Consider the following 18575-nt stretch of genomic DNA (forward strand, 5'->3'; position numbering starts at 1 on the left):
GCGGGGGAACGGCCAAAACCTCGAATTTATCGGCCAAACGCTAAACTTCTGCCTTGCTGGAAGTGCAGTAGCCAGCAGAAATAGCCTTTACCGGCCAATTTGAAGGAAATACCGGCCAAAAACGTACAATCACCGGCCAATTTCGATAAAATACCGGCCAAAATGCGGGTTTACCGGCCAAATGAAGTCCGGCTGCAATCCGCATCAGATATATCGGTCACTTTCCCAATATATCGGTCAGTCGCTGAAATAACAGGCACGGCCCGAATCGGGAACTACAAGAACAAATCTCAAGGAGGACATAACATGAAAGAAACACACCAGGACGTAAACGCGACAACCTCTGAAAAGAGCATTCATACAGATTTCACCAACAACATGACATACGGTGAATACCTGCAGCTCGACAAAATCCTATCCGCGCAAAACAGGCTTTCCGGACATCATGATGAGATGCTGTTTATCGTCATCCACCAGGTGAGCGAGCTGTGGATGAAGCTGATTCTTCATGAAATGGGTGCAGCCATTGAATCGATTGAAAACAATGATTTATCCACAGCACAGAAGCGATTGGCGCGCGTTTCGAAGACACAATCGCAGATTATTCAGGCATGGGATGTGCTGTCCACATTGACGCCATCCGAGTATATGGAGTTCCGCGATTCACTTGGCCAGGCATCTGGCTTCCAATCCTACCAGTATCGTATGGTAGAATTTGCGTTAGGCTATAAAACCGAGCATGTTCTGAAAATCTATCAAAAAGACCCGGATCTGCATGCAAAGTTAACGGAAGCGTTCGAAAAGCCGGGCCTATACGATGTAGCCATCCGCGCGCTTCATAAAGCAGGCCTGCCAGTTGATGAAGACATTCTGAACAGAGACGTAACCAGAACATATAAAGAAAATGATTCGGTCCGCGCAGCCTGGATGACGGTGTATAAAAATCCTGAAAAGTACTGGGAGTTATACGAGCTTGCGGAAAAACTTGTGGATATCGAAGATTGGCTTCAGCAGTGGCGCTTCCGCCATATGAAAACGGTGGAAAGAATCATCGGCTTCAAGATGGGAACAGGCGGTTCATCCGGTGTCGGTTATTTGAAAAAAGTATTGGATCAGCGCTTCTTCCCTGAACTTTGGGATATCCGCACAGAGTTATAATCTAGGATTTAAAGGGGAATCGGGGCCCGAAAGTCTTCCTGAATCGGGCCTTGCATAAAAATAGAGAACAGGGGGGTACTATGAGTACAAATCGAGAGCAATGGTCTTCTAAATTCGGCTTTATCATGTCCTCGGCCGGTGCCGCGATTGGCCTGGGAGCGATCTGGAAGTTCCCGTATGTAGCCGGAACGAGCGGAGGAGGCGCCTTTTTGCTGATGTTTATCGCGTTTACGATTTTGATTGGTCTTCCGATGCTCATTTCAGAGTTTATTATCGGACGCGGGGCACAGAAAGAAGCAGTGTCTGCCTATTATAAATTGGCTCCAAACAGTCCGTGGACCATTACCGGCAAGCTTGGCGTTGTCGGCTGCTTCCTGCTGCTGAGTTTTTATTCGGTTGTTGGGGGCTGGGTGCTGATTTATACAGTCCTGTCGATTGGCGGCCAAATCATTACGCCGGGCGCAGCCTATCCGGAACTGTTTGGCATGATTACATCCACGCCAAGCTGGACTCTAATGGGGCTGGCAGCTTTTCTGCTTATTAACATTGTGGTCATCACATTCGGAATCCAAAATGGGATTGAAGCTGCAAGCAAATATATGATGCCGCTATTATTCATCTTTTTTATCGTGCTTGTGGTACGCGCACTGACACTGGATGGAGCGATGGAAGGAGTCAAGTTCTTCCTGAACCCGGACTTCAGCAAAATCACAGGGGAATCGGCTCTTTATGCATTGGGACAGTCGTTCTTTGCACTGGCAGTCGGCTTCTCATGCATGGTCACTTACAGCTCTTATCTGGATAAAAAAGTAAGCATCCCAAATTCAGCGGGCTCTGTTGTCATCATGAACATCATAATTTCCGTTTTAGCAGGATTGGCGATTTTCCCGGTTGTGTTTGCATTCGGATTTGAACCAACGGAAGGCCCGGGACTTTTGTTCATGGTCCTGCCGGCCGTCTTTTCACAAATCCCATTAGGGGAAATGTTCCTGGCGATCTTCCTGCTGCTTTTCTTATTTGCCACTTTGACATCATCGTTCAGCATGCTGGAAATCATCGTCTCTGCATTCATCGAGAACGGAAAGCATTCCCGGAAAAAAATCTCCTGGATCTCCGGCATTGTCATGTTCGCCGCCGGGATTCCTGCTGCGCTGTCGTTCAGCCTGCTTGGGGACTTCACCATTTTCGGGAAAAATATATTTGATGCAACCGACTACCTTGTCAGCAACATCCTTCTTCCTCTCGGCTGCCTGCTGATTGCCCTCTTTATTTCTTTAAGAATGGACAAACAGCTAGTAAAAGAGGAATTTCTGCTCGGCAGCGATATTTCTCCAGCCATGTACACAGCGTGGAACATCCTTATGAAAGTATTGGTTCCTGCTACTATTGTTGTTGTGTTTATCAGCACATCCGGAATTTTTTAAAAAGAAGCGCCAAGTCCTGGCGCTTTTTTTCAGTAATTTTTAAAAAAAATCAAATTAAAGGTTTATGGGCAAATTAGAAAGGGTATTAAAATTTTGGGGTCTGATAAAAGGGTGCTATTATCTTCCATATTAAGTTCAAGAAGGATTTTCCGTGATTAAACCGAAAGTGTATAGTATATAAAACAAAGGGGCGTATGCTTAAAATGGAAGCAACTTACAAAGAAACTAAGGATATAGCAGAATTTATTGTTGTGAATCGTGAGAATTTTCAGGCGAAATTACTGTCCGAGGCTGTAAATGTTGCCTCTAAAATCAATGAAATCCTGCAAAGAGGCAATATCGATCTTTTAAAAAATGCCGAGAGGCTGGCTTTATATGTTGTCGAAAATGAAGAAGAAGAGCTGATTGCCTTTGCCAGGCAGGAAGGTGTTGCCTGGGCCGAGCATTCCCTGACACTTTCATTTAAGCTGGAATGGGTACAGGCGATCCGGCGTACTTTGTGGCACTTCTTATTCCAATACGACAAAATTAAAGGGAGGAATAGAGTAGGAGAGGACTTTTATATTCTGGAAAAGAATGTAAATGACCATGTTGACCAATTTTTAAATAACTTCTTCATCAGCTACTCTGATTATAAAGATGAGATGCTTAAATCACAGCGCAAACTGGTTGAGCATTTGTCAGTGCCGATTATCCCAGTCAGCACTTCTGTTGCTGTTCTGCCGCTGATTGGCATGATTGATTCTTACCGGATTCAGACGATTGAAGAGAAAGTTCTGATGGATATCTCATCCATTAAAATCCAGACCTTAATCATGGATCTCTCCGGAATTGCCGATATGGAAATCGATGTCATTGTACACTTCAAAAAGATCCTCAGCGGCATCAAAATGATGGGATGCGAGGCGGTTCTTACAGGCCTTCGTGCTGAACTTGTCCGAAAAATGATCCATGCCGGCGTTTCATTCGAAAATCAGGCGGAAACAAAGGGAACATTGCAGCAGACTTTAAAAGAATATCTAGGGAATGAATCGAAATAAATACAACATATCACAATGCCTGGTGCTGTCCAATTGGGATGGCGGCAGGCATTTTTTAGCGGAGGAATCCAGCATGAAAAATTTTGATGAAATACTTAACATCCATACAAGCGGTGACCAAATAGGATTCCATAAATCTTTCCACTACCACCGCTACGAGCCAACTCCATATCAAGGCCTGGAAAAACTGTTCAGTGAATACGGGTTAAGAAGCAGCGACCGCCTGGTGGATTTCGGCTGCGGCAAAGGCAGGCTGCCTTTTTATATTCACCATACATTTCGGGCATCTGCTGCCGGCGTGGAGATGAGTGAGGACTTTTACCGTGAGGCACTGGAAAACCTGCGGACTTACAAAGGAGAAAAAGCCAGAATCAGCTTTCAGTGCATCCTGGCTCAGGAGTATGAAATAACACCGCAGGACAGCCACTTTTACTTTTTCAATCCGTTTTCGGTGAAGATCTTTATGAAAGTCGTCAACAGCATCCTGCTCTCAGCCGAAGAGAACCCGCGCAAAATGGACATCATCTTATATTACCCTTCAGAAGATTATATTTTTTATCTGGAAAACAGCACCCCGTTTGAGCTGATAAAAGAGGTGGTCCTCGAGGGCGATGAAAATGAGCGTTTTTTGGTCTATCGGTTTAATCAAACGTTTGATTGAACCCCCCCAGCCATATTGGAGGGGGAATTTCTTTTATCGAACAGGCCTTGATTCCGGTTCTCTTTCATATTCACGGCTCGGTTTAAAGAGGAGTCCTAGATTGATCAATCCGGCAATTCCCACTAAACCATAGATTATTCTTGATAAAACTGCATCCTGTCCTCCGAATAAGCTGGCAACTAAATCAAATTGGAAAAACCCAATCAGCCCCCAATTGATGGCTCCAATAATCGTCAGTACAAGTGCAATGCGCTGGAAACCGTTCATGTTCATAGCCTCCTCGTGTTAATAAATTTTCCAGGGTGCTGCATCGGGACAAACCGTCACAGCTTTAGTCCCGATGCTTTTCCTGCTGTCTATTAGGAGATTACCCGGATATTGAGGGGACAAACAATTTTCAGAGAGTTAGAGATGAAAGAATATGAAAAGGGTGCCCCATCCAGGGCACCCTTTTCATATGTCTAACACAAGCAGCCTCCCCCTCGAGTGTCGGGGTGGACAAGGCGTGTGCGCTTTTCTGCTTACTTCGCACTCAAACGTCTGATACGCTCATCCAAATCCGGATGCGTCGAGAACAGTGAAGCTTTGCTTCTGTTATTAATTTTCAAAGTGGAGATCGCTGTCTGCTCTTCACCCTTGATGCGGCTGGAGTAGGCCTTCAGCATCTGCAGGGCATGTGTCATTTTGTCTTTGCCGGCAAGGTCAGCACCCCCGCGGTCCGCATGGAACTCACGGTGGCGGGAGTAGGCGAAGACCACAAGGCTTCCAAGGATTGAAAAGGCGATTTGGAACACGATTACAGCTATAAAGTGTACAATCGGCGCCATTTCTTCTCTGACAAAACGGGATGCCACCCAGGCTGCGATTCGAGCAAGGAAGACAACGAATGTGTTGACAACCCCCTGGAGAAGGGTCATGGTGACCATGTCTCCGTTCGCGATGTGTGCGACCTCATGGGCGATGACACCTTCAATGGCATCGTCATCCATTTCCTGGAGCAATCCAGTTGAAACCGCCACAAGAGAGCGTTTTTTCGTAGGACCTGTTGCAAAAGCGTTCACTTCAGGGGAATGGTAGATTCCCACTTCAGGCATATGTGTTAAGCCTGCTGCTCTTGATAGGCGATGAACTTTTTCCACGATGTCGCGTTCAGCTGCTGAAAGGGAACTATTCGGATCCAGCACCTGAACATTCATCATTCTCTTGGCCATCCAGCGGGACATCCACAGGGAAATGAAGGAGCCAGTGAAACCAATTACGGCACTGACCACAAGCAATGCGCCGAAATCAATGCCGCCCTGGGCATTGATGTAATTACCTCCGCCAATCAGCGAGAAAATAATACTGATGGTCAATAGAACCAGCACGTTCGTCAATAAAAAGTAAAAAATACGTTTACCCATTTCCTCACCCTTTAATCTATTTTGAGTTCATATGAACTTGTCATCTGACTATATAATACAATTTTTCGATTAAAATGACAAGTAAAAACTAGGCGGTAAGGAAATAGACGTTGACTGTTATCATGTAAACCATTAGGATGAAAGCATCGAAAAGAGAACGCAGGGGCTGATTATCTTGGAATTATTCCAGCTATCGAGGAAAAGCATGGCTGACTTCCTTCTGTCGCTGAAGGGGGAAGGGGGGCATTCACCCAAACAAATTCTCCAGCAGGCATGGGCGGCCGCTCATGAAAAGAAAGGAATATCAACGGAAGCTTTTCTGGATACCAAAATGCCGGCTATATTTGAAAAGTTGCTGCGGGCAGATTTGCAGAAAATCGGCTTTTCCATCAATGAAATTGTCGCACTGGGAAACCAGATTGAATTTACCCATCTATCTTCGACTGCTGTGCAAAACTGGGTGAAGCGGGATGTTAAGGACCTGATAGGCAGTCCGCAGCTCGGCAAGAAATATTCGGCCGACCAGGCTGCCATGCTTTTTATCGTGGAGGATCTGAAAGCGACGCTTGATTTCGATTCGATCCGAAAAATTCTTGCCCTCCTTTTTAATGATCTGGATGACCGCACAGACGACCTGATTGGGCCGATCCCTTTTTATTCTGCTTACGCGGCCATTTTTGAAAAGGTCCATCAGCACAATGGTGCCGAAAAAAGCATATACGATCAGACAGAACAGTGCATCAAAAAAGAAGCATTGAAAACAATGGAGAGTTTCCAGGATTTTACTGAAAACCAGAAAGACATCGTTTCCAATATTCTTGTAACGGCTTCACTGACAGTTTTATCGGCCTACTACAAGTCGCTGACAAAGAAATATGTAACAGCTACCTTATTTTTAAATGGGTAAGCCAAGAAAACATCGCAACTAGAGGGCGATGTTTTTTTGTGCTCTTGTTTTATAAAGTGATATTGATGATCATTATTGCTAGAAAGAACAGGAGTGTTAGAAATAAATACTGATTGCTTTGCGTTAGAAGACCTCATATTCAGGCTGAGAAAAATAGAAATATAAAAGAAGAAATGCAGTGGCAGCTGGAGGATCAGTTTACCAATCAGCATATATTGCTCGCCGTTGTGAACGGAGCGGGAGATTTAACGATCGAAAAGGACCGCTTCCGGTTTAAGGAGAATAAGGGATATTGGATTCCCCGCCGGAGTTCACTTTTGAAATGACAGAAGATTCTCCGGAAGCCATGGCCAAGGAGCGGGGGAGCGGGAAATTCCTGCAATTTATTGAACAGGAACTGAAGCCGAAGGTGAATGAAATGTTTGAGGCTGATCCTGCGAGGCACATCTTCTTTGGCCATTCCTTAGGGTGACTGTTTGGTCTGTATGCGCTTTTTACAAAGCCGGAAGCTTTTCATAGCTATATGATCAGCAGCCCCTCGATTTGGTGGGAAAAACGATTCATGGTGGAGGATGTAAAGGAATTGGCAGAGCGCTTAACCCTCTTGAAGGATTCACGGCTTGATATTATGCTGGATATCGCCGAGGGGGAAAACTATATCTCTGTAGTGCCTGCCGCTTTAAGCAGGTCTTTGAGATTTGTGTTAAAACCATAAAAGTACAAGTACCTTAACGGTTGTTGCTTTTGAGGTTTTTTATATTTAAATGGAGAATAGATGCGGTTCAAATTCTATTAGAAATAAAATATATGATAAAAATGAATTGAAAAACGAGCTGAACTGTTTTATTCTTATTGATAATGATAATCATTTACACTTGCTGTTGATAGAAAAATATGATGGAGATGAAAACCAGTGAAAAAAACGAAGTTTATATTAATTGTCATCACACTGTTGTTAGCGTGTATTTTATCTGCCTGCGGAGAAAGCTCAGGCAAAACATCAAGGGCAAGCGCTGACTCTGGCACAAGGACATACCATGGAGAAGATGGAGATGTCCAGGTTCCTGCCAAGCCTAAAAGGGTGGCGGTATTGGCACATATCTATGTGGGGAATGTATTGAAGCTTGGAATTACCCCTGTTGCCGTGAATGAATGGGTAAAAGGAAACAAATTTTTCGGGGATAACCTAGAAAATACAGAAGTTGTTGCGGAAGGGTCCATCGAAAAGTTAATAGAATTGGAGCCAGATTTAATTATTGCTTTTTCGTCTGATAAGAATCTAAAGAAATACTCGGAAATTGCTCCAACTGTTGCCCTGACAAATACAGAGTACGATTATTTACAGCAGCATATTGAAATTGGGAAAATTGTAGGGAAAGAAAATGAAGCAGAAAAATGGGTAGAAGAATGGACTGAAAAAGCTAAAGAAGAAAAGGAAAAGGTAAGAGCTGCCATTGGTGAGGATGTAACTGTAACAGTACTCGAAACAATGGGAAAAGAAACATATATTTACGGAAAGAATTGGGGACGGGGAACGGAAATCATTTATCAGGCCCTTGGAATTCAGGCACCTGATAAGGTAGAAAAGGATGTGTTTGGACCCGGCTATAAATCCATATCGACTGAGTTAATCCCAGAATACGCCGGTGACTTTATGTTTGTTGGAACAGGAGATGAAACAAAGAAGGGATCCTTTATGGATACAAGTGTATGGAAGGAAATTCCTGCTGTACAAAACAACAAGGTGATAGAATTTGATTCCGAATCATTTTGGTTTAACGATGCCATTTCCCTTGAAAATCAGCTGGAATTTATAGTGAATGAATTAACTAAAGGAAAATAATGGCAGCAATTCAATCGATTAATCCTATATTGGCGAGTATGCAAAATAAGAATAGGAAGAGGAAGCGATTCGCTCCCTGGTTGAAATCTATAACGGAATAAAGCCTCAGCGGTTCATGCCGCCTGAGGCTTTTTCTATCTCTTTCTATCGGATGTGCATTGTGATATACATAATACAAAATATTATTTAAAAAAGCATTGACCGTGTGGTGCACCCCACAGTTTAAGATAAATGGGAGGAAGCGATGTACAAGATCAGCGAGTTTTCGGAAATGACCGGGTTAACGAAGGAAACATTGCGATATTACGCAGAAGTGAAGCTGCTGGAGCCTGCTTTTATTGACTCAAAAAACAATTACCGGTATTACGATGACGGCAGCTATTTTTTGGCTATTCTGTTAATAAAACTAAGAAGACTAGGCTTCACCATTCAGGAAATGATTTCCGTGATGGAGGATGAATCATTCGCCAATCTGGAAGCATTGCTGCTGCAAAAAAGAAAACTGATCGAGAAACAAATGGAAGAGCTTCAAGGCCAAATAGATGAAATCGATGCCTTTTTGGAATCGGGGAAGGAGGAAGAATCGTGATTCAATGGAAAGAAGAAATCATGATTGAAAGGAATATTGAAAAGGTGTGGAGGTTGTTTTCCGACCAGCACATAAAGAAAATCATGCCCAAGGTCGAAGAGCACACCCTGATCGAAAAAAGGGAACATGAAGCAGGGGCAAAGCACAGGCAAACCTACAGAGAAGGCAAGCGCCAGGAAACTTATATTGTCGAAACGCTGGCATATGAGAATGCAGAGGATAAAAAGCATAAGCAGATCCATTTTGTATTGGGAAAGGCCTTTGAAATCACCCTCGCATTTACGCTGGTCAAAATCGATGACTCCCATACCAGGTTTATTTATGAAGGGGAAAATAAAGGGGTTAACTTCGTAGGAAGGGCCATGCTGAAGCTTGGCGGCGATAAAAACAACCTGAAAGTGGTTGAAGAATTTTTGCAGAAGGTTCGCGAAGAAGCATTCAAGTTATAATAAAAAACACCGCCGGCTCATACCAGCGATGTTTTATCTATTAAACTTCCCGTCTCATTGCCTTCAGCACATCCACTTGTGTCGCGCGCTTGGCCGGACGCCAGCCTGAGAAGATGGTAACTGTCAGACAAATCGCCACACTGATCAATGTCAGGGACCACGGAATGTAGGAAAGCATGAGGCCCTCAGGCGGGGCTTCCTCAAATACTCTTTCCAGCACGAGCGGAAGGGCCAGGTTGACCGCATAGCTGATTCCATAAGCAACAATCGTCCCAAACAGGGCGCCAAGCAGGCCGATATAGCTGCTTTCAAGGACAAAGATCCGCTTAATCGTTTTCGGATGGGCGCCGATCGCTTTCATGATCCCGATATCGGGGGCGCGCTCCGTAACGGCCATCGTCATCGTATTATAAATGCCGATGGAGGCAATGATCAAAGCAATGGTACCGATGAAGAGAAGACCGATTTTTAAAATCGTAAAAACCATATTAATCTGCTTCATCTCGTTCACGATGGAATAAACCATATAATTGCCGTCTTTCAATTGGTCATTGATGCCTGTGACAGCCTCGACATCTTTAGCGTAAAGGCTGACAGTATCGTATATTCGGCCAGTATCCTCGGAAGCTCCCTCCACTTGCTCCGGACTGCCGGCAGGTGTACCGGTGAATGCTTCCACTTCCTTAAAAATATCTTCGGAAATGAAGACCGTGCGGATCTGCATCCATTCTTTAGAAGGCTTTTTCGTGACCCCGGTTATGGTCAGGGGAATGGACTTTTTGATTTCCTTGCCTTCCTCCATTTTGATAACTTCCATTTCAATCGTCTTTCCGACTAACTCACCCTTGTAGGCGTATTCTTCTTTTATCGTTCCATCCTCATTAAAGGCATTCTCTCCTTCTTTCGGCTCCAGAGACAGACCATCCGCAAAGGAGGAGCCAACCACCACTTCATTCCCTTTTTCCGGGAGTCTTCCTTCAGAAAGCTCGAATCCTGCTTTCACTTCTTCCGGGAAATAGGCCGAAACAGCTTCTGATTGAGAGGTATAATCCCCTGTTTTAAAGATCGGGCTTTGCTGCAGAGATTGCCTGCGGGTAACTGCTTTTACCCCGGTGATTTCTTGAAAATGTTTGATATCTTCATCTTTGATGCCCTGAAAATTTCCTTCGCCCGCTTCCTTGCCGTGAACCTGGACTTCCGTAACAAGGCTGTCTTCCATTACATCCTGGATGATCGATTTATGAAGCCCGAATCCGACCGATGCCAGCACAATCAGAAAGGTACATCCAATCGCTGTGGCTAAAATCGTCATAAACAGCCTTGTTTTATTCTTTTTCATATTTTGCCTTACAAATCTGAATTGATCTTTTAAATTCATGCCAATACACCCTCCATAACCCTTCCATCTGTGATTTCAATTGTCTTATGGCCGATGGCTGCCACTTTTTCGTCGTGCGTAATAATCAGAAACGTGATGCCCAGATCCCGGTTCAGCTCTTGAATGAACTGCAGCAGCTCGTTTTCTGTTTCACTGTCCAGGCTGCCTGTCGGTTCATCAGCCAGAATGAGGGGAGGATTTACCACAAGCGCCCGGGCGATGCTGACGCGCTGCTGCTGTCCGCCGGAAAGCTCACTTGGATAATGATCTTTATATTCGATAAGGCCTACCCGCTTTAACGTCTCTTCCGTCTTCTGCTGTCTTTCCTTTTCAGTCATCCCTTTGAGAATGAGAGGGAGCTCGACATTTTGGTAAGCCGTCATGCTCGGAATCAGCTGAAAGCTCTGGAAAATGAATCCGAGATTCGCCAGGCGGAAATCAGCGAATTTGCCTTCGTTATAGTCACTGACCTTTTCACCCTGTATCCAGACCTCCCCATGCTTTGGCTTAATAAAACCGCTGATGATATTCAAGAGCGTCGACTTCCCGGATCCGCTCCTGCCCACAATCGTGACAATCTCGCCTTTTTCCACTGAAAAAGAAACATCCTCCAATACCGGAATTACCGTCTTCTTTTCTTTTTTGCCAATCTCAAACGCATGGCTTAATTCTCTAACTTCTATCACGCAATAACCTTCCTTCTAAAAAAGTGTCTGCAATCTAGACGTACGAAAGGGCACTTTCGGCTTCAAAAAAATATAAAATAATTTTTGGTGACAGGCACCACCCGAATTTTGTTGAATCAATTCCGTCCGGTTTGAATATTTTGAATTTTTAAAGAGATAGAGCTACTATGAGTAGTAGTGACACTGTAAAAAAGGAGGAAATGTTATTGGAGCAGACACTTATTAAAGCTGATGATTATGTAACACTATGGGGAATTATTGTGGTATGGGCCTCGGCAAGCATCTATCTGGAGCAGCGTTACAGCTGGGCAGCAAAAATTTCAGGGGCGATTGTTACCCTGATTGGCGCCATCATTCTATCCAATACCGGCATTATTCCGACAGCATCGCCTGTATACGATGCAGTCTGGACTTTTATCATTCCGCTTGCGATCCCATTGCTTCTTTTTCATGTGAAGATTAAAAGAATCTGGCAGGAAAGCGGCCGTCTGCTGATTATCTTTCTGATCAGCTCCATCGGGACAGTGGCAGGGGTGATCATCAGTTTCTTTTTACTGAAAGATCATATACCTGTCCTTGATAAACTAGGCGCGATGCTCAGCGCGTCCTATATTGGCGGCGGGGTAAACTTCGCGGCCATGGCAGCAAAGTTCGAGATGCCTGGAGAAATGGTATCAGCCGCAGTAGTCGCCGATAATTTAATGATGGCCATTTACTTCGTCGTTCTGATGATGGTACCGGCCATTGGCTTTTTCCGGCGCCGGTTTAAAACGCCGCATGTAGACCAGGTGGAAAGCGGCAGTATAGGAGTAGAGGGGAAGACACTTGCGGAAAGCTATTGGAAGCGAAAGGACATCTCCTTAAAGGATATCGCGTTATCCGTCGGAACAGCTTTTTTGCTGGTGATTGTTTCATTTAAAGTTGCTGAATTCCTGGACTCCGCCATTCCTTCCGGGGATGACGTTTCTTTCTTTATCAATCTCGTAAACGGGCTGTTTGGAGACAAGTATTTGATGCTGACCACTCTGACGTTCCTGGTATTGGCCATGTTTCCGAGGTACTTCGAGTCTATTAACGGAAGCCAGGAAATCGGCACATTCCTGATTTACCTGTTCTTTGTCGTGATCGGCATCCCGGCATCGATTCCGCTGATTATCGAAAATGCCCCGCTGCTGCTGGTGTTTGTGTTCATTATCGTCGTAGTGAACCTGACTGTATCTTTAACAGCAGGCAAACTGCTAAAATATGACCTCGAAGAAATCCTTTTGGCCAGCAATGCCAATGTCGGCGGCCCGACTACCGCTGCCGCCATGGCCATCGCCAAAGGCTGGAAGGATCTGATCGGACCCATACTCGTCGTCGGAACGCTGGGCTATATCATCGGCAACTACGTCGGAACCGCGCTCGGACTGTGGTTTTCGGGGTTTATGTAAAAATGGAGAAGCGCCCGCAATGGATTTTGCGGGTTTTTTCTATTTTGCATGGCCGTTAACATCTCTAGTATTTCGGTCAATTAATGGATAACGGTCAAAATTTCACTTTATCGGTCAGCTTTTCAATATATCGCTCAGCCGCTGATATTCCAGGCTCCAGCTCCGCTTTCTTCCAAATTCCATCCTTCTGCAAGAAAAATCCAAAGAAATTTTTCGCGATTTGTACTATAATAATAGCTGGTTTATTTTTAGAGAAACGAAATAATAGAAAGCGGTGTTGATACCTTGGATAAACGGTTTGGTACCGTAACGATATTTTCTTCTGTTCAATGGCTATTTTTTATTTTTGCTAATACAGTGATGGTCCCAATTTCGGTTGGAACAGTCTTCGGGCTGCCGGGAGAAACGATTGCGATGATGCTGAGAGCCTCGCTTATCTTTACGGGGCTGGCAACCATTTTTCAAGGCTGGAAAGGGCATCGGTATCCGCTCATGGAAGGCCATTCCGGCTTGCTGTGGGGAGTCATCTTAAACCTTGGACTGTCGGCATCGTCCCTTGGCATGAGCTATACGGAAATCGGGGGCGGAATTGCGACAGGCGTACTGCTCGCTTCGGCTGTCACTCTAATTCTAGCAGCTTTCAACGGCATCTCTCTGCTAAAATCGATATTCAGCCCGATGGTGATGTCCGTTTACCTGTTCCTATTAACCTTCCAGCTGATTTTCATCTTTTTCAAAGGCATGATGAAGGTCAGTGAACAGGGCACCATTGATGTTCCCATCACCCTTTATTCCTTTGCACTCGTCATTTTTGTGAGTTTATTAAAATTAAAAGGGAACGCCGTCATCAGTAATTTTTCCATCTTAATAGGATTGCTGGCAGGATGGATAGGCTATGATCTCCTGTTTGCCGGTCAAGCGATGCAGGGGACAGCGTCCGGAGATGTGAGCTTTACACTGTTTCCGCTGGGACAGCCTAACCTCGAAATCGGAATTGTGGCCGTCGCCTTTTTTGCCAGTCTGATGAACCTGAGCAACACAGTCGCTTCCATCAGCTCCAGTGACCGTTTATTTAAAAAAGAATCCGGGAAACGCGAATACCGCGGATCGATTTTTATCACCGCAGTTTTCACAGTGATGGGAAGCGGGTTTGGTCTCGTGCCGTATACGCCATTCACCTCATCGATCGGATTTCTGCAAAGCACGAGAATATTGATGAGAACACCATTCTTCATCGGCGGCGCGCTCCTGACGGTCATTGGCCTGATTCCGCATCTCGGGTCATGGCTGGCGGGCATGCCGGTAACAGTCGGGAACGCCGTGCTGTTTGTCGCATATCTGCAGTTATTCGGGACAGCTTTCAACAGCTTAAGCGGAAAAGTGTTCAACTCAGACACAATATTCCGTTTAGCCGCACCCGTCCTGATCGGAATCAGTTTGATGAATACACCGGCCGCGGTATTCGCAGAATTGCCGGTTTTGATTCAGCCATTCCTATCTAACGGGCTTTTGATGGGCGTCCTGATCTCCATTCTTCTTGAAAAAATGGTGAACTGGTCTGCGTTCGAACAGCTGGAATTGAAGAATAACTAGAAAAATCCCCTGTGAAGGGGATTTTTTTAATGGATGGATGATGCATTGGCAGGCAGGATGCGGACATGCTTTAAAAAAGCAGTTACACGCTTATCATCTTCAAACGGGTATTCGAAGCCCAGCTTTTCTGCGACCTCGACGGCCGTTTCTCTGAAAAGGGAGCACATTGTAAAAAGGGCTTCCCATATGTGATGAAAATCGGCGTCTGAATAGGTGGATTCGAACTGCTCCCATACCTCGTCAGGAAGAAAATCGGGCAGATACTTGCCGGCTTTGCCTGCGCTCTTTGTAAAATCGTCTGTGATGCCAACCTTCCATTCGAGCATGGTAATTAGCACATTGCGGTTGATCTGCTCATGCATAAACATCGCATAAGTAAGCTCCCTGCGCCAAAGCCCTTTGCTGATATTCATCGTGATCCACCAAAATTCATTGCAGAGATCTGCAAATTCCTGGGCATCCGGTTTCTTGATCAGATAATCCCGGTCACTGGCTGGCGGCAGGTACCCAATCAGTCCATCCTTATCAAGAAGCAGCACACTCAGACTGTCGGGCTCCAGCAGCTCATCCATCTCGTCAGCCAGAATCAAAGTCAGATCAATCCGGTTCCCGTCCATAAACTGCATCAAATAGGGGAAGCGTCCGTGCCCATCGGCAGGCGGCAGCACCTTCTCCTCCGGCATCTGCATCATAACCCGCTCGCCAAATACATCCACCCAGCTATGATCACAGGTAAAGGACTCCATTTCCCTAACTATGTATACAATATCGTAATCCTGGAAAATATCCTTCCTCACATTCGGATTCGCGCGCGAGCCATTCAGAATAACCGCGCGCACCCGTTCATCTTCCCGGGCTGTTGATAAAATCAGATTCATCATCTCGGTTTCGGTTCTTGATTTCATGTGGCCTCCTGGATTGTTTGGTTATACTATTAAGATACTTTCTTTAAGGGGGAATTCCTCCTGTTTTCATCATAAACCCGAAAAAGGGCAACTGAGTGGGAGGGAAGGGCTTCAGTATTTCTGCTGAATCCCTCATTTGGCCGATAATGATTCGGAATAACTCCCATATTTCATGGTGTATCTCTCATTTGGACGATAATGATTCGGAATAACTCCCATATTTCATGTGGCATCTCTTGTTTGGTCGTTAATGATTAGAATTAACTCCCATATTTCATGTGGCATCTCTTGTTTGGTCGTTAATGATTAGAATTAACTCCCATATTTCATGTGGCACCTCTTGTTTGGTCGATAATGATTAGGATTAACTCCCATATTTCATGTGGCACCTTTGTTTGGTCGATAATGATTCGGAATAACTCCCATTTTTCATGTGGCACCTCTTGTTTGGTCGATAATGATTAGGATTAACTTCCATATTTCATGAGGCATCACTCAATTGGTCGATAATGATTAGAATTAACTTCCATATTTCATGGTGTATCTCTTGTTTGGTCGTTAATAACATGGACTAACGATCATTCCTCATGGATGGATTTCCCTTTTTGTCGTTATACCTTGAGATTAAATAATTTGAAGCCTTCGTGAAGCCGAAAAGGCACCAAAAGCAGAAGAATGGTCGCCATGGATCGCCGATGAAGCCGAAAAAGCACCAAAGCCAAAAAAATGGTCGCCATGAATCGCCGATGAAGCCGAAAAAGGCACGAGAGGCAGAAAAATGGTCTCCATGAAGCTCTCATGAAGCCGAAAAAGGAGCCAGAGGCAGAAGAATGGTCTCCATGAAGCTCTCATGAAGCCGAAAAAGGAGCCAGAGCCAGAAAAATGGTAGTCATGAAGCCTTCATGAAGCCGAAAAAGGCATCTGAGCCAGAAAAATGGTCTCCATGAAGCTCTCATGAAGCCGAAAAAGGAGCCAGAGGCAGAAGAATGGTCTCCATGAATCGCCGATGAAGCCGAAAAAGGCATCTGAGCCAGAAAAATGGTCTCCATGAAGCTCTCATGAAGCCGAAAAAGGAGCCAGAGCCAGAAAAACGGCCGCCATAAATCCTCCATAAAAAAAGAACCAGGTGCCTTCCTAAGCTCCTGATCCCCAATACAATTAAGCATGCACCAATTTCACCTGCTGCTTTAAAATCTTCCCGCTCGCATTCCGCGGCAATTCATCCACAAAGGAATATATCCGCGGACATTTAAACTCAGCCAGATGTTCAGCCGCAAATGCGCGCAATTCCTCTTCTGAAGCATCTCCCTTCAGCACGACAACAGCCTTAACGGTTTCGCCCCATTCTTCATGCGGCACACCGACCACACAGGATTCCAAAACCGCGTCATGCTTCGCGAGTACTTCTTCGACTTCACGCGGATAAATGTTGACGCCGCCCGAGATGATGACATCCTTTTTACGGTCGACGATATAAAAGTAGCCATCCTTATCCCGATAGGCAATGTCACCAGTATAGAGCCAGCCATCCTTCATCGCGGCATTTGTTTCATCCGGGTTATTGTCATACCCCAGCATGAGGCTGTCACCTGTCAGAAGAATCTCGCCGTATTCATTGGGAGCCGTATCGGTGCCATCCGGACGGACGACCCGGATTTCCATATTAACCGTCGGATTTTTGCCGATGCTTCCCGCCTTTTCCAGATGCTCTTCCGGATATAATAAAATTCCATTCGGGCCCGCTTCCGTCAACCCGTAAACCTGATAGAAGTTTTCGTTCTGAAATGCTTTTTTTACATGATGATAGGAGGCAAGTGCCAGCGGACCGCCGCCATATGCAAAAACACGCATGCTGGATAAATCATAAGAAGCCAAATCCGGATCCTTTGCCGCAAGCAAATAGGCAACCGGAGCCGCAAATGAGAAGGTCGTCTTTTCCTGCTGAATCCAGTTCAGGAACCCTTTAGGCGTAAAGTCCCCAATTACATGAGAGGCGCCGCAGTAAAACCCGCTCATGAAAAAAGTATTCAAAGGAGCAGAGTGGGAGAGCGGCATTAGGGTAAGCATGGAATCACTATGCGATAAGCTGAAATTAACCGAAACCGCGGCGGCAATCGAAAGTATGCGTTCATGGTTAAACACAACTCCCTTTGGCGTACCGGTTGTTCCGGATGTAAAAAGAATCTCGCAGACATCCCGTGAATCAATCGGCACATCGAGATTGCCGTCAGAAAGATGAACTGAAGCCTCAACCGCATCCTGAATCGAAACATAGAAATTCAAATTCTCTTTTAACGCCGTCACCGTTTCAGTAAGCTCATCCTCATACAGAACCCCTGCAGCACTCGCATTTTGAAAAATAGCCCCCAATTCCTTCGGTGTCAGACGGACATTCATCGGCATTGGAATGGCGCCGATCTTCATGCAGGCAAAAAAAGCATAAAAGAAGTGCTCATTATTGCGGGACATCACTGCAATCCGGTCACCCCGCCGGATACCTTCACCCTGAAGATATCGTGCCAGTCTGTTGCATGTACGGTTCATGTCTGCGTAAGTAAGGCGGTTCGACGCCGTAATAAAGGCGTCCTTTTCAGGAAACTTCCTTGCATTTCTCTCCAATACTCCGTGAATCGTTGCTCCCACTTAGCTCAGCCCCTTTTAATTGAATAATTTTATGTTTTCACCCGGCTGTTTTCATACTTTTCTTTGTAAGTCAGAATGTCTTCCCGCAGCATCTGCAGCTGCATGATCTGCTCTTCAATTTCCTTTAGCTTGCTGTCAGCGAATGCAATAATCCTGCTTTTTTCCGCTTCACCTTCCGGATTTAATTCATAAAGATCAATCATTTCCTTGATTTCCTGAAGGCTGAAGCCTAGTTTTTTTCCGCGCAGAATCATCTTCAGCCGCCGGCGCTCACGATTCGTATAGCTGCGCTGTTTAGTCATGCTGTCACGGTTTTCCGAAGTCAGCATGCCAATTTCCTCGTAATAGCGGATCGTCCTTGAGCTGATGTCAAACATCGTCGCAAGCTCGCTGATGGTGAAAATCTTTTCTACTGTCATTATGTATCCTCCTAGTTGACGTTAACGTTAGCTTAGTTTTATAA

20 protein-coding genes are annotated in these 18575 nt (G+C 45.2%); 12 read left to right on the top strand and 8 right to left on the bottom strand.

Annotated elements, in window-relative coordinates:
- The first annotated feature begins 306 nt into the window (after positions 1 to 306).
- The 4 genes from kynA to AC0VZ9_RS04735 all read left to right on the top strand — a co-directional run bounded on the left by kynA (position 307) and on the right by AC0VZ9_RS04735 (position 4283).
- A complete protein-coding gene (kynA, locus tag AC0VZ9_RS04720; protein WP_019379372.1) occupies positions 307 to 1158 on the top strand; it encodes a tryptophan 2,3-dioxygenase in 852 nt (283 codons plus the stop codon).
- Positions 1159 to 1238: 80 nt separating this feature from the next.
- Entirely contained in the window at positions 1239 to 2582 is a 1344-nt protein-coding gene (locus AC0VZ9_RS04725; protein ID WP_009335116.1) for a sodium-dependent transporter, read from the top strand.
- A gap of 203 nt (positions 2583 to 2785) precedes the next feature.
- Complete coding sequence (locus tag AC0VZ9_RS04730; RefSeq protein WP_475397067.1) at positions 2786 to 3622, top strand: STAS domain-containing protein; 837 nt, start codon at positions 2786 to 2788, stop codon at positions 3620 to 3622.
- A gap of 73 nt (positions 3623 to 3695) precedes the next feature.
- A complete protein-coding gene (locus tag AC0VZ9_RS04735; RefSeq protein ID WP_342025962.1) occupies positions 3696 to 4283 on the top strand; it encodes a class I SAM-dependent methyltransferase in 588 nt (195 codons plus the stop codon).
- Between the two features lie 33 nt (positions 4284 to 4316).
- Here AC0VZ9_RS04735 and AC0VZ9_RS04740 read toward each other — a convergent pair whose 3' ends face one another.
- Together AC0VZ9_RS04740 and htpX are read right to left on the bottom strand one after the other, a co-directional pair.
- The gene (locus AC0VZ9_RS04740) at positions 4317 to 4550 is read right to left on the bottom strand and encodes a DUF378 domain-containing protein (RefSeq protein WP_009335113.1); all 234 of its coding nucleotides are present in this window, start codon (positions 4548 to 4550) and stop codon (positions 4317 to 4319) included.
- 254 nt (positions 4551 to 4804) lie between these two features.
- Positions 4805 to 5686: a protease HtpX gene (htpX, locus tag AC0VZ9_RS04745; protein WP_009335112.1), complete on the bottom strand. Its 882-nt coding sequence runs from the start codon at positions 5684 to 5686 to the stop codon at positions 4805 to 4807.
- 175 nt (positions 5687 to 5861) lie between these two features.
- Here htpX and AC0VZ9_RS04750 point away from each other — a divergent pair, with 175 nt between their 5' ends.
- The 6 genes from AC0VZ9_RS04750 (at position 5862) to AC0VZ9_RS04775 (ending at position 9474) form a co-directional block, all read left to right on the top strand.
- On the top strand, positions 5862 to 6593 hold the full coding sequence (locus tag AC0VZ9_RS04750) for a DUF1836 domain-containing protein (RefSeq protein WP_009335111.1): 732 nt from the start codon (positions 5862 to 5864) through the stop codon (positions 6591 to 6593).
- Between the two features lie 292 nt (positions 6594 to 6885).
- Complete coding sequence (locus tag AC0VZ9_RS04755) at positions 6886 to 7065, top strand: alpha/beta hydrolase (protein ID WP_009335109.1); 180 nt, start codon at positions 6886 to 6888, stop codon at positions 7063 to 7065.
- 90 nt (positions 7066 to 7155) lie between these two features.
- Positions 7156 to 7308, top strand: a complete 153-nt coding sequence (locus tag AC0VZ9_RS04760) for a hypothetical protein (RefSeq protein ID WP_475397068.1) — start codon at positions 7156 to 7158, stop codon at positions 7306 to 7308.
- A 198-nt stretch (positions 7309 to 7506) separates the two neighbouring features.
- Positions 7507 to 8436, top strand: a complete 930-nt coding sequence (locus AC0VZ9_RS04765; RefSeq protein ID WP_475397069.1) for an iron-hydroxamate ABC transporter substrate-binding protein — start codon at positions 7507 to 7509, stop codon at positions 8434 to 8436.
- A 244-nt stretch (positions 8437 to 8680) separates the two neighbouring features.
- The gene (locus tag AC0VZ9_RS04770) at positions 8681 to 9025 is read left to right on the top strand and encodes a MerR family transcriptional regulator (protein WP_019379364.1); all 345 of its coding nucleotides are present in this window, start codon (positions 8681 to 8683) and stop codon (positions 9023 to 9025) included.
- On the top strand, positions 9022 to 9474 hold the full coding sequence (locus tag AC0VZ9_RS04775) for an SRPBCC family protein (protein ID WP_009335105.1): 453 nt from the start codon (positions 9022 to 9024) through the stop codon (positions 9472 to 9474). The genes AC0VZ9_RS04770 and AC0VZ9_RS04775 overlap by 4 nt, the downstream gene beginning before the upstream one ends.
- A 40-nt stretch (positions 9475 to 9514) precedes the next feature.
- Here the strand turns inward: AC0VZ9_RS04775 and AC0VZ9_RS04780 are convergent, their stop codons facing one another.
- Together AC0VZ9_RS04780 and AC0VZ9_RS04785 are read right to left on the bottom strand one after the other, a co-directional pair.
- A complete protein-coding gene (locus AC0VZ9_RS04780; RefSeq protein WP_475397070.1) occupies positions 9515 to 10852 on the bottom strand; it encodes an ABC transporter permease in 1338 nt (445 codons plus the stop codon).
- A complete protein-coding gene (locus AC0VZ9_RS04785; protein WP_019379362.1) occupies positions 10849 to 11538 on the bottom strand; it encodes an ABC transporter ATP-binding protein in 690 nt (229 codons plus the stop codon). The genes AC0VZ9_RS04780 and AC0VZ9_RS04785 overlap by 4 nt, the downstream gene beginning before the upstream one ends.
- 206 nt (positions 11539 to 11744) lie before the next feature.
- On the opposite strand from AC0VZ9_RS04785, the gene AC0VZ9_RS04790 reads away from it, so the two are divergent.
- Both AC0VZ9_RS04790 and AC0VZ9_RS04795 read left to right on the top strand, forming a co-directional pair.
- Entirely contained in the window at positions 11745 to 12971 is a 1227-nt protein-coding gene (locus AC0VZ9_RS04790; protein ID WP_475397071.1) for a DUF819 family protein, read from the top strand.
- A 285-nt stretch (positions 12972 to 13256) separates the two neighbouring features.
- Complete coding sequence (locus AC0VZ9_RS04795) at positions 13257 to 14564, top strand: uracil/xanthine transporter (RefSeq protein WP_217036172.1); 1308 nt, start codon at positions 13257 to 13259, stop codon at positions 14562 to 14564.
- A gap of 26 nt (positions 14565 to 14590) precedes the next feature.
- On the opposite strand, the gene AC0VZ9_RS04800 is transcribed toward AC0VZ9_RS04795, so the two are convergent.
- From AC0VZ9_RS04800 to AC0VZ9_RS04815, 4 genes are all read right to left on the bottom strand, one after another.
- On the bottom strand, positions 14591 to 15469 hold the full coding sequence (locus AC0VZ9_RS04800) for an aminoglycoside 6-adenylyltransferase (protein ID WP_475397072.1): 879 nt from the start codon (positions 15467 to 15469) through the stop codon (positions 14591 to 14593).
- A gap of 624 nt (positions 15470 to 16093) precedes the next feature.
- A complete protein-coding gene (locus AC0VZ9_RS04805) occupies positions 16094 to 16258 on the bottom strand; it encodes a hypothetical protein (protein ID WP_386850070.1) in 165 nt (54 codons plus the stop codon).
- Between the two features lie 369 nt (positions 16259 to 16627).
- Positions 16628 to 18112, bottom strand: a complete 1485-nt coding sequence (locus tag AC0VZ9_RS04810; protein WP_071157523.1) for a class I adenylate-forming enzyme family protein — start codon at positions 18110 to 18112, stop codon at positions 16628 to 16630.
- A 29-nt stretch (positions 18113 to 18141) separates the two neighbouring features.
- Positions 18142 to 18531 (bottom strand): MerR family DNA-binding protein, encoded by a 390-nt coding sequence (locus AC0VZ9_RS04815; RefSeq protein WP_009335098.1) that lies wholly within the window; start codon positions 18529 to 18531, stop codon positions 18142 to 18144.
- Positions 18532 to 18575 lie beyond the last annotated feature (44 nt).

Source organism: Cytobacillus sp. QJM3NY_8 (assembly GCF_056173585.1).

Excerpts from the sequence above, each read along its gene's own strand:
- kynA (WP_019379372.1), top strand. The coding sequence starts at position 307 with ATGAAAGAAACACACCAGGACGTAAACGCGACAACCTCTGAAAAGAGC.
- AC0VZ9_RS04725 (WP_009335116.1), top strand. The coding sequence starts at position 1,239 with ATGAGTACAAATCGAGAGCAATGGTCTTCTAAATTCGGCTTTATCATG.
- AC0VZ9_RS04730 (WP_475397067.1), top strand. The coding sequence starts at position 2,786 with ATGGAAGCAACTTACAAAGAAACTAAGGATATAGCAGAATTTATTGTT.
- AC0VZ9_RS04735 (WP_342025962.1), top strand. The coding sequence starts at position 3,696 with ATGAAAAATTTTGATGAAATACTTAACATCCATACAAGCGGTGACCAA.
- AC0VZ9_RS04740 (WP_009335113.1), bottom strand. The coding sequence starts at position 4,550 with ATGAACGGTTTCCAGCGCATTGCACTTGTACTGACGATTATTGGAGCC.
- htpX (WP_009335112.1), bottom strand. The coding sequence starts at position 5,686 with ATGGGTAAACGTATTTTTTACTTTTTATTGACGAACGTGCTGGTTCTA.
- AC0VZ9_RS04760 (WP_475397068.1), top strand. The coding sequence starts at position 7,156 with ATGGTGGAGGATGTAAAGGAATTGGCAGAGCGCTTAACCCTCTTGAAG.
- AC0VZ9_RS04770 (WP_019379364.1), top strand. The coding sequence starts at position 8,681 with ATGTACAAGATCAGCGAGTTTTCGGAAATGACCGGGTTAACGAAGGAA.
- AC0VZ9_RS04780 (WP_475397070.1), bottom strand. The coding sequence starts at position 10,852 with ATGAATTTAAAAGATCAATTCAGATTTGTAAGGCAAAATATGAAAAAG.
- AC0VZ9_RS04800 (WP_475397072.1), bottom strand. The coding sequence starts at position 15,469 with ATGAAATCAAGAACCGAAACCGAGATGATGAATCTGATTTTATCAACA.
- AC0VZ9_RS04805 (WP_386850070.1), bottom strand. The coding sequence starts at position 16,258 with ATGGAGACCATTTTTCTGCCTCTCGTGCCTTTTTCGGCTTCATCGGCG.
- AC0VZ9_RS04815 (WP_009335098.1), bottom strand. The coding sequence starts at position 18,531 with ATGACAGTAGAAAAGATTTTCACCATCAGCGAGCTTGCGACGATGTTT.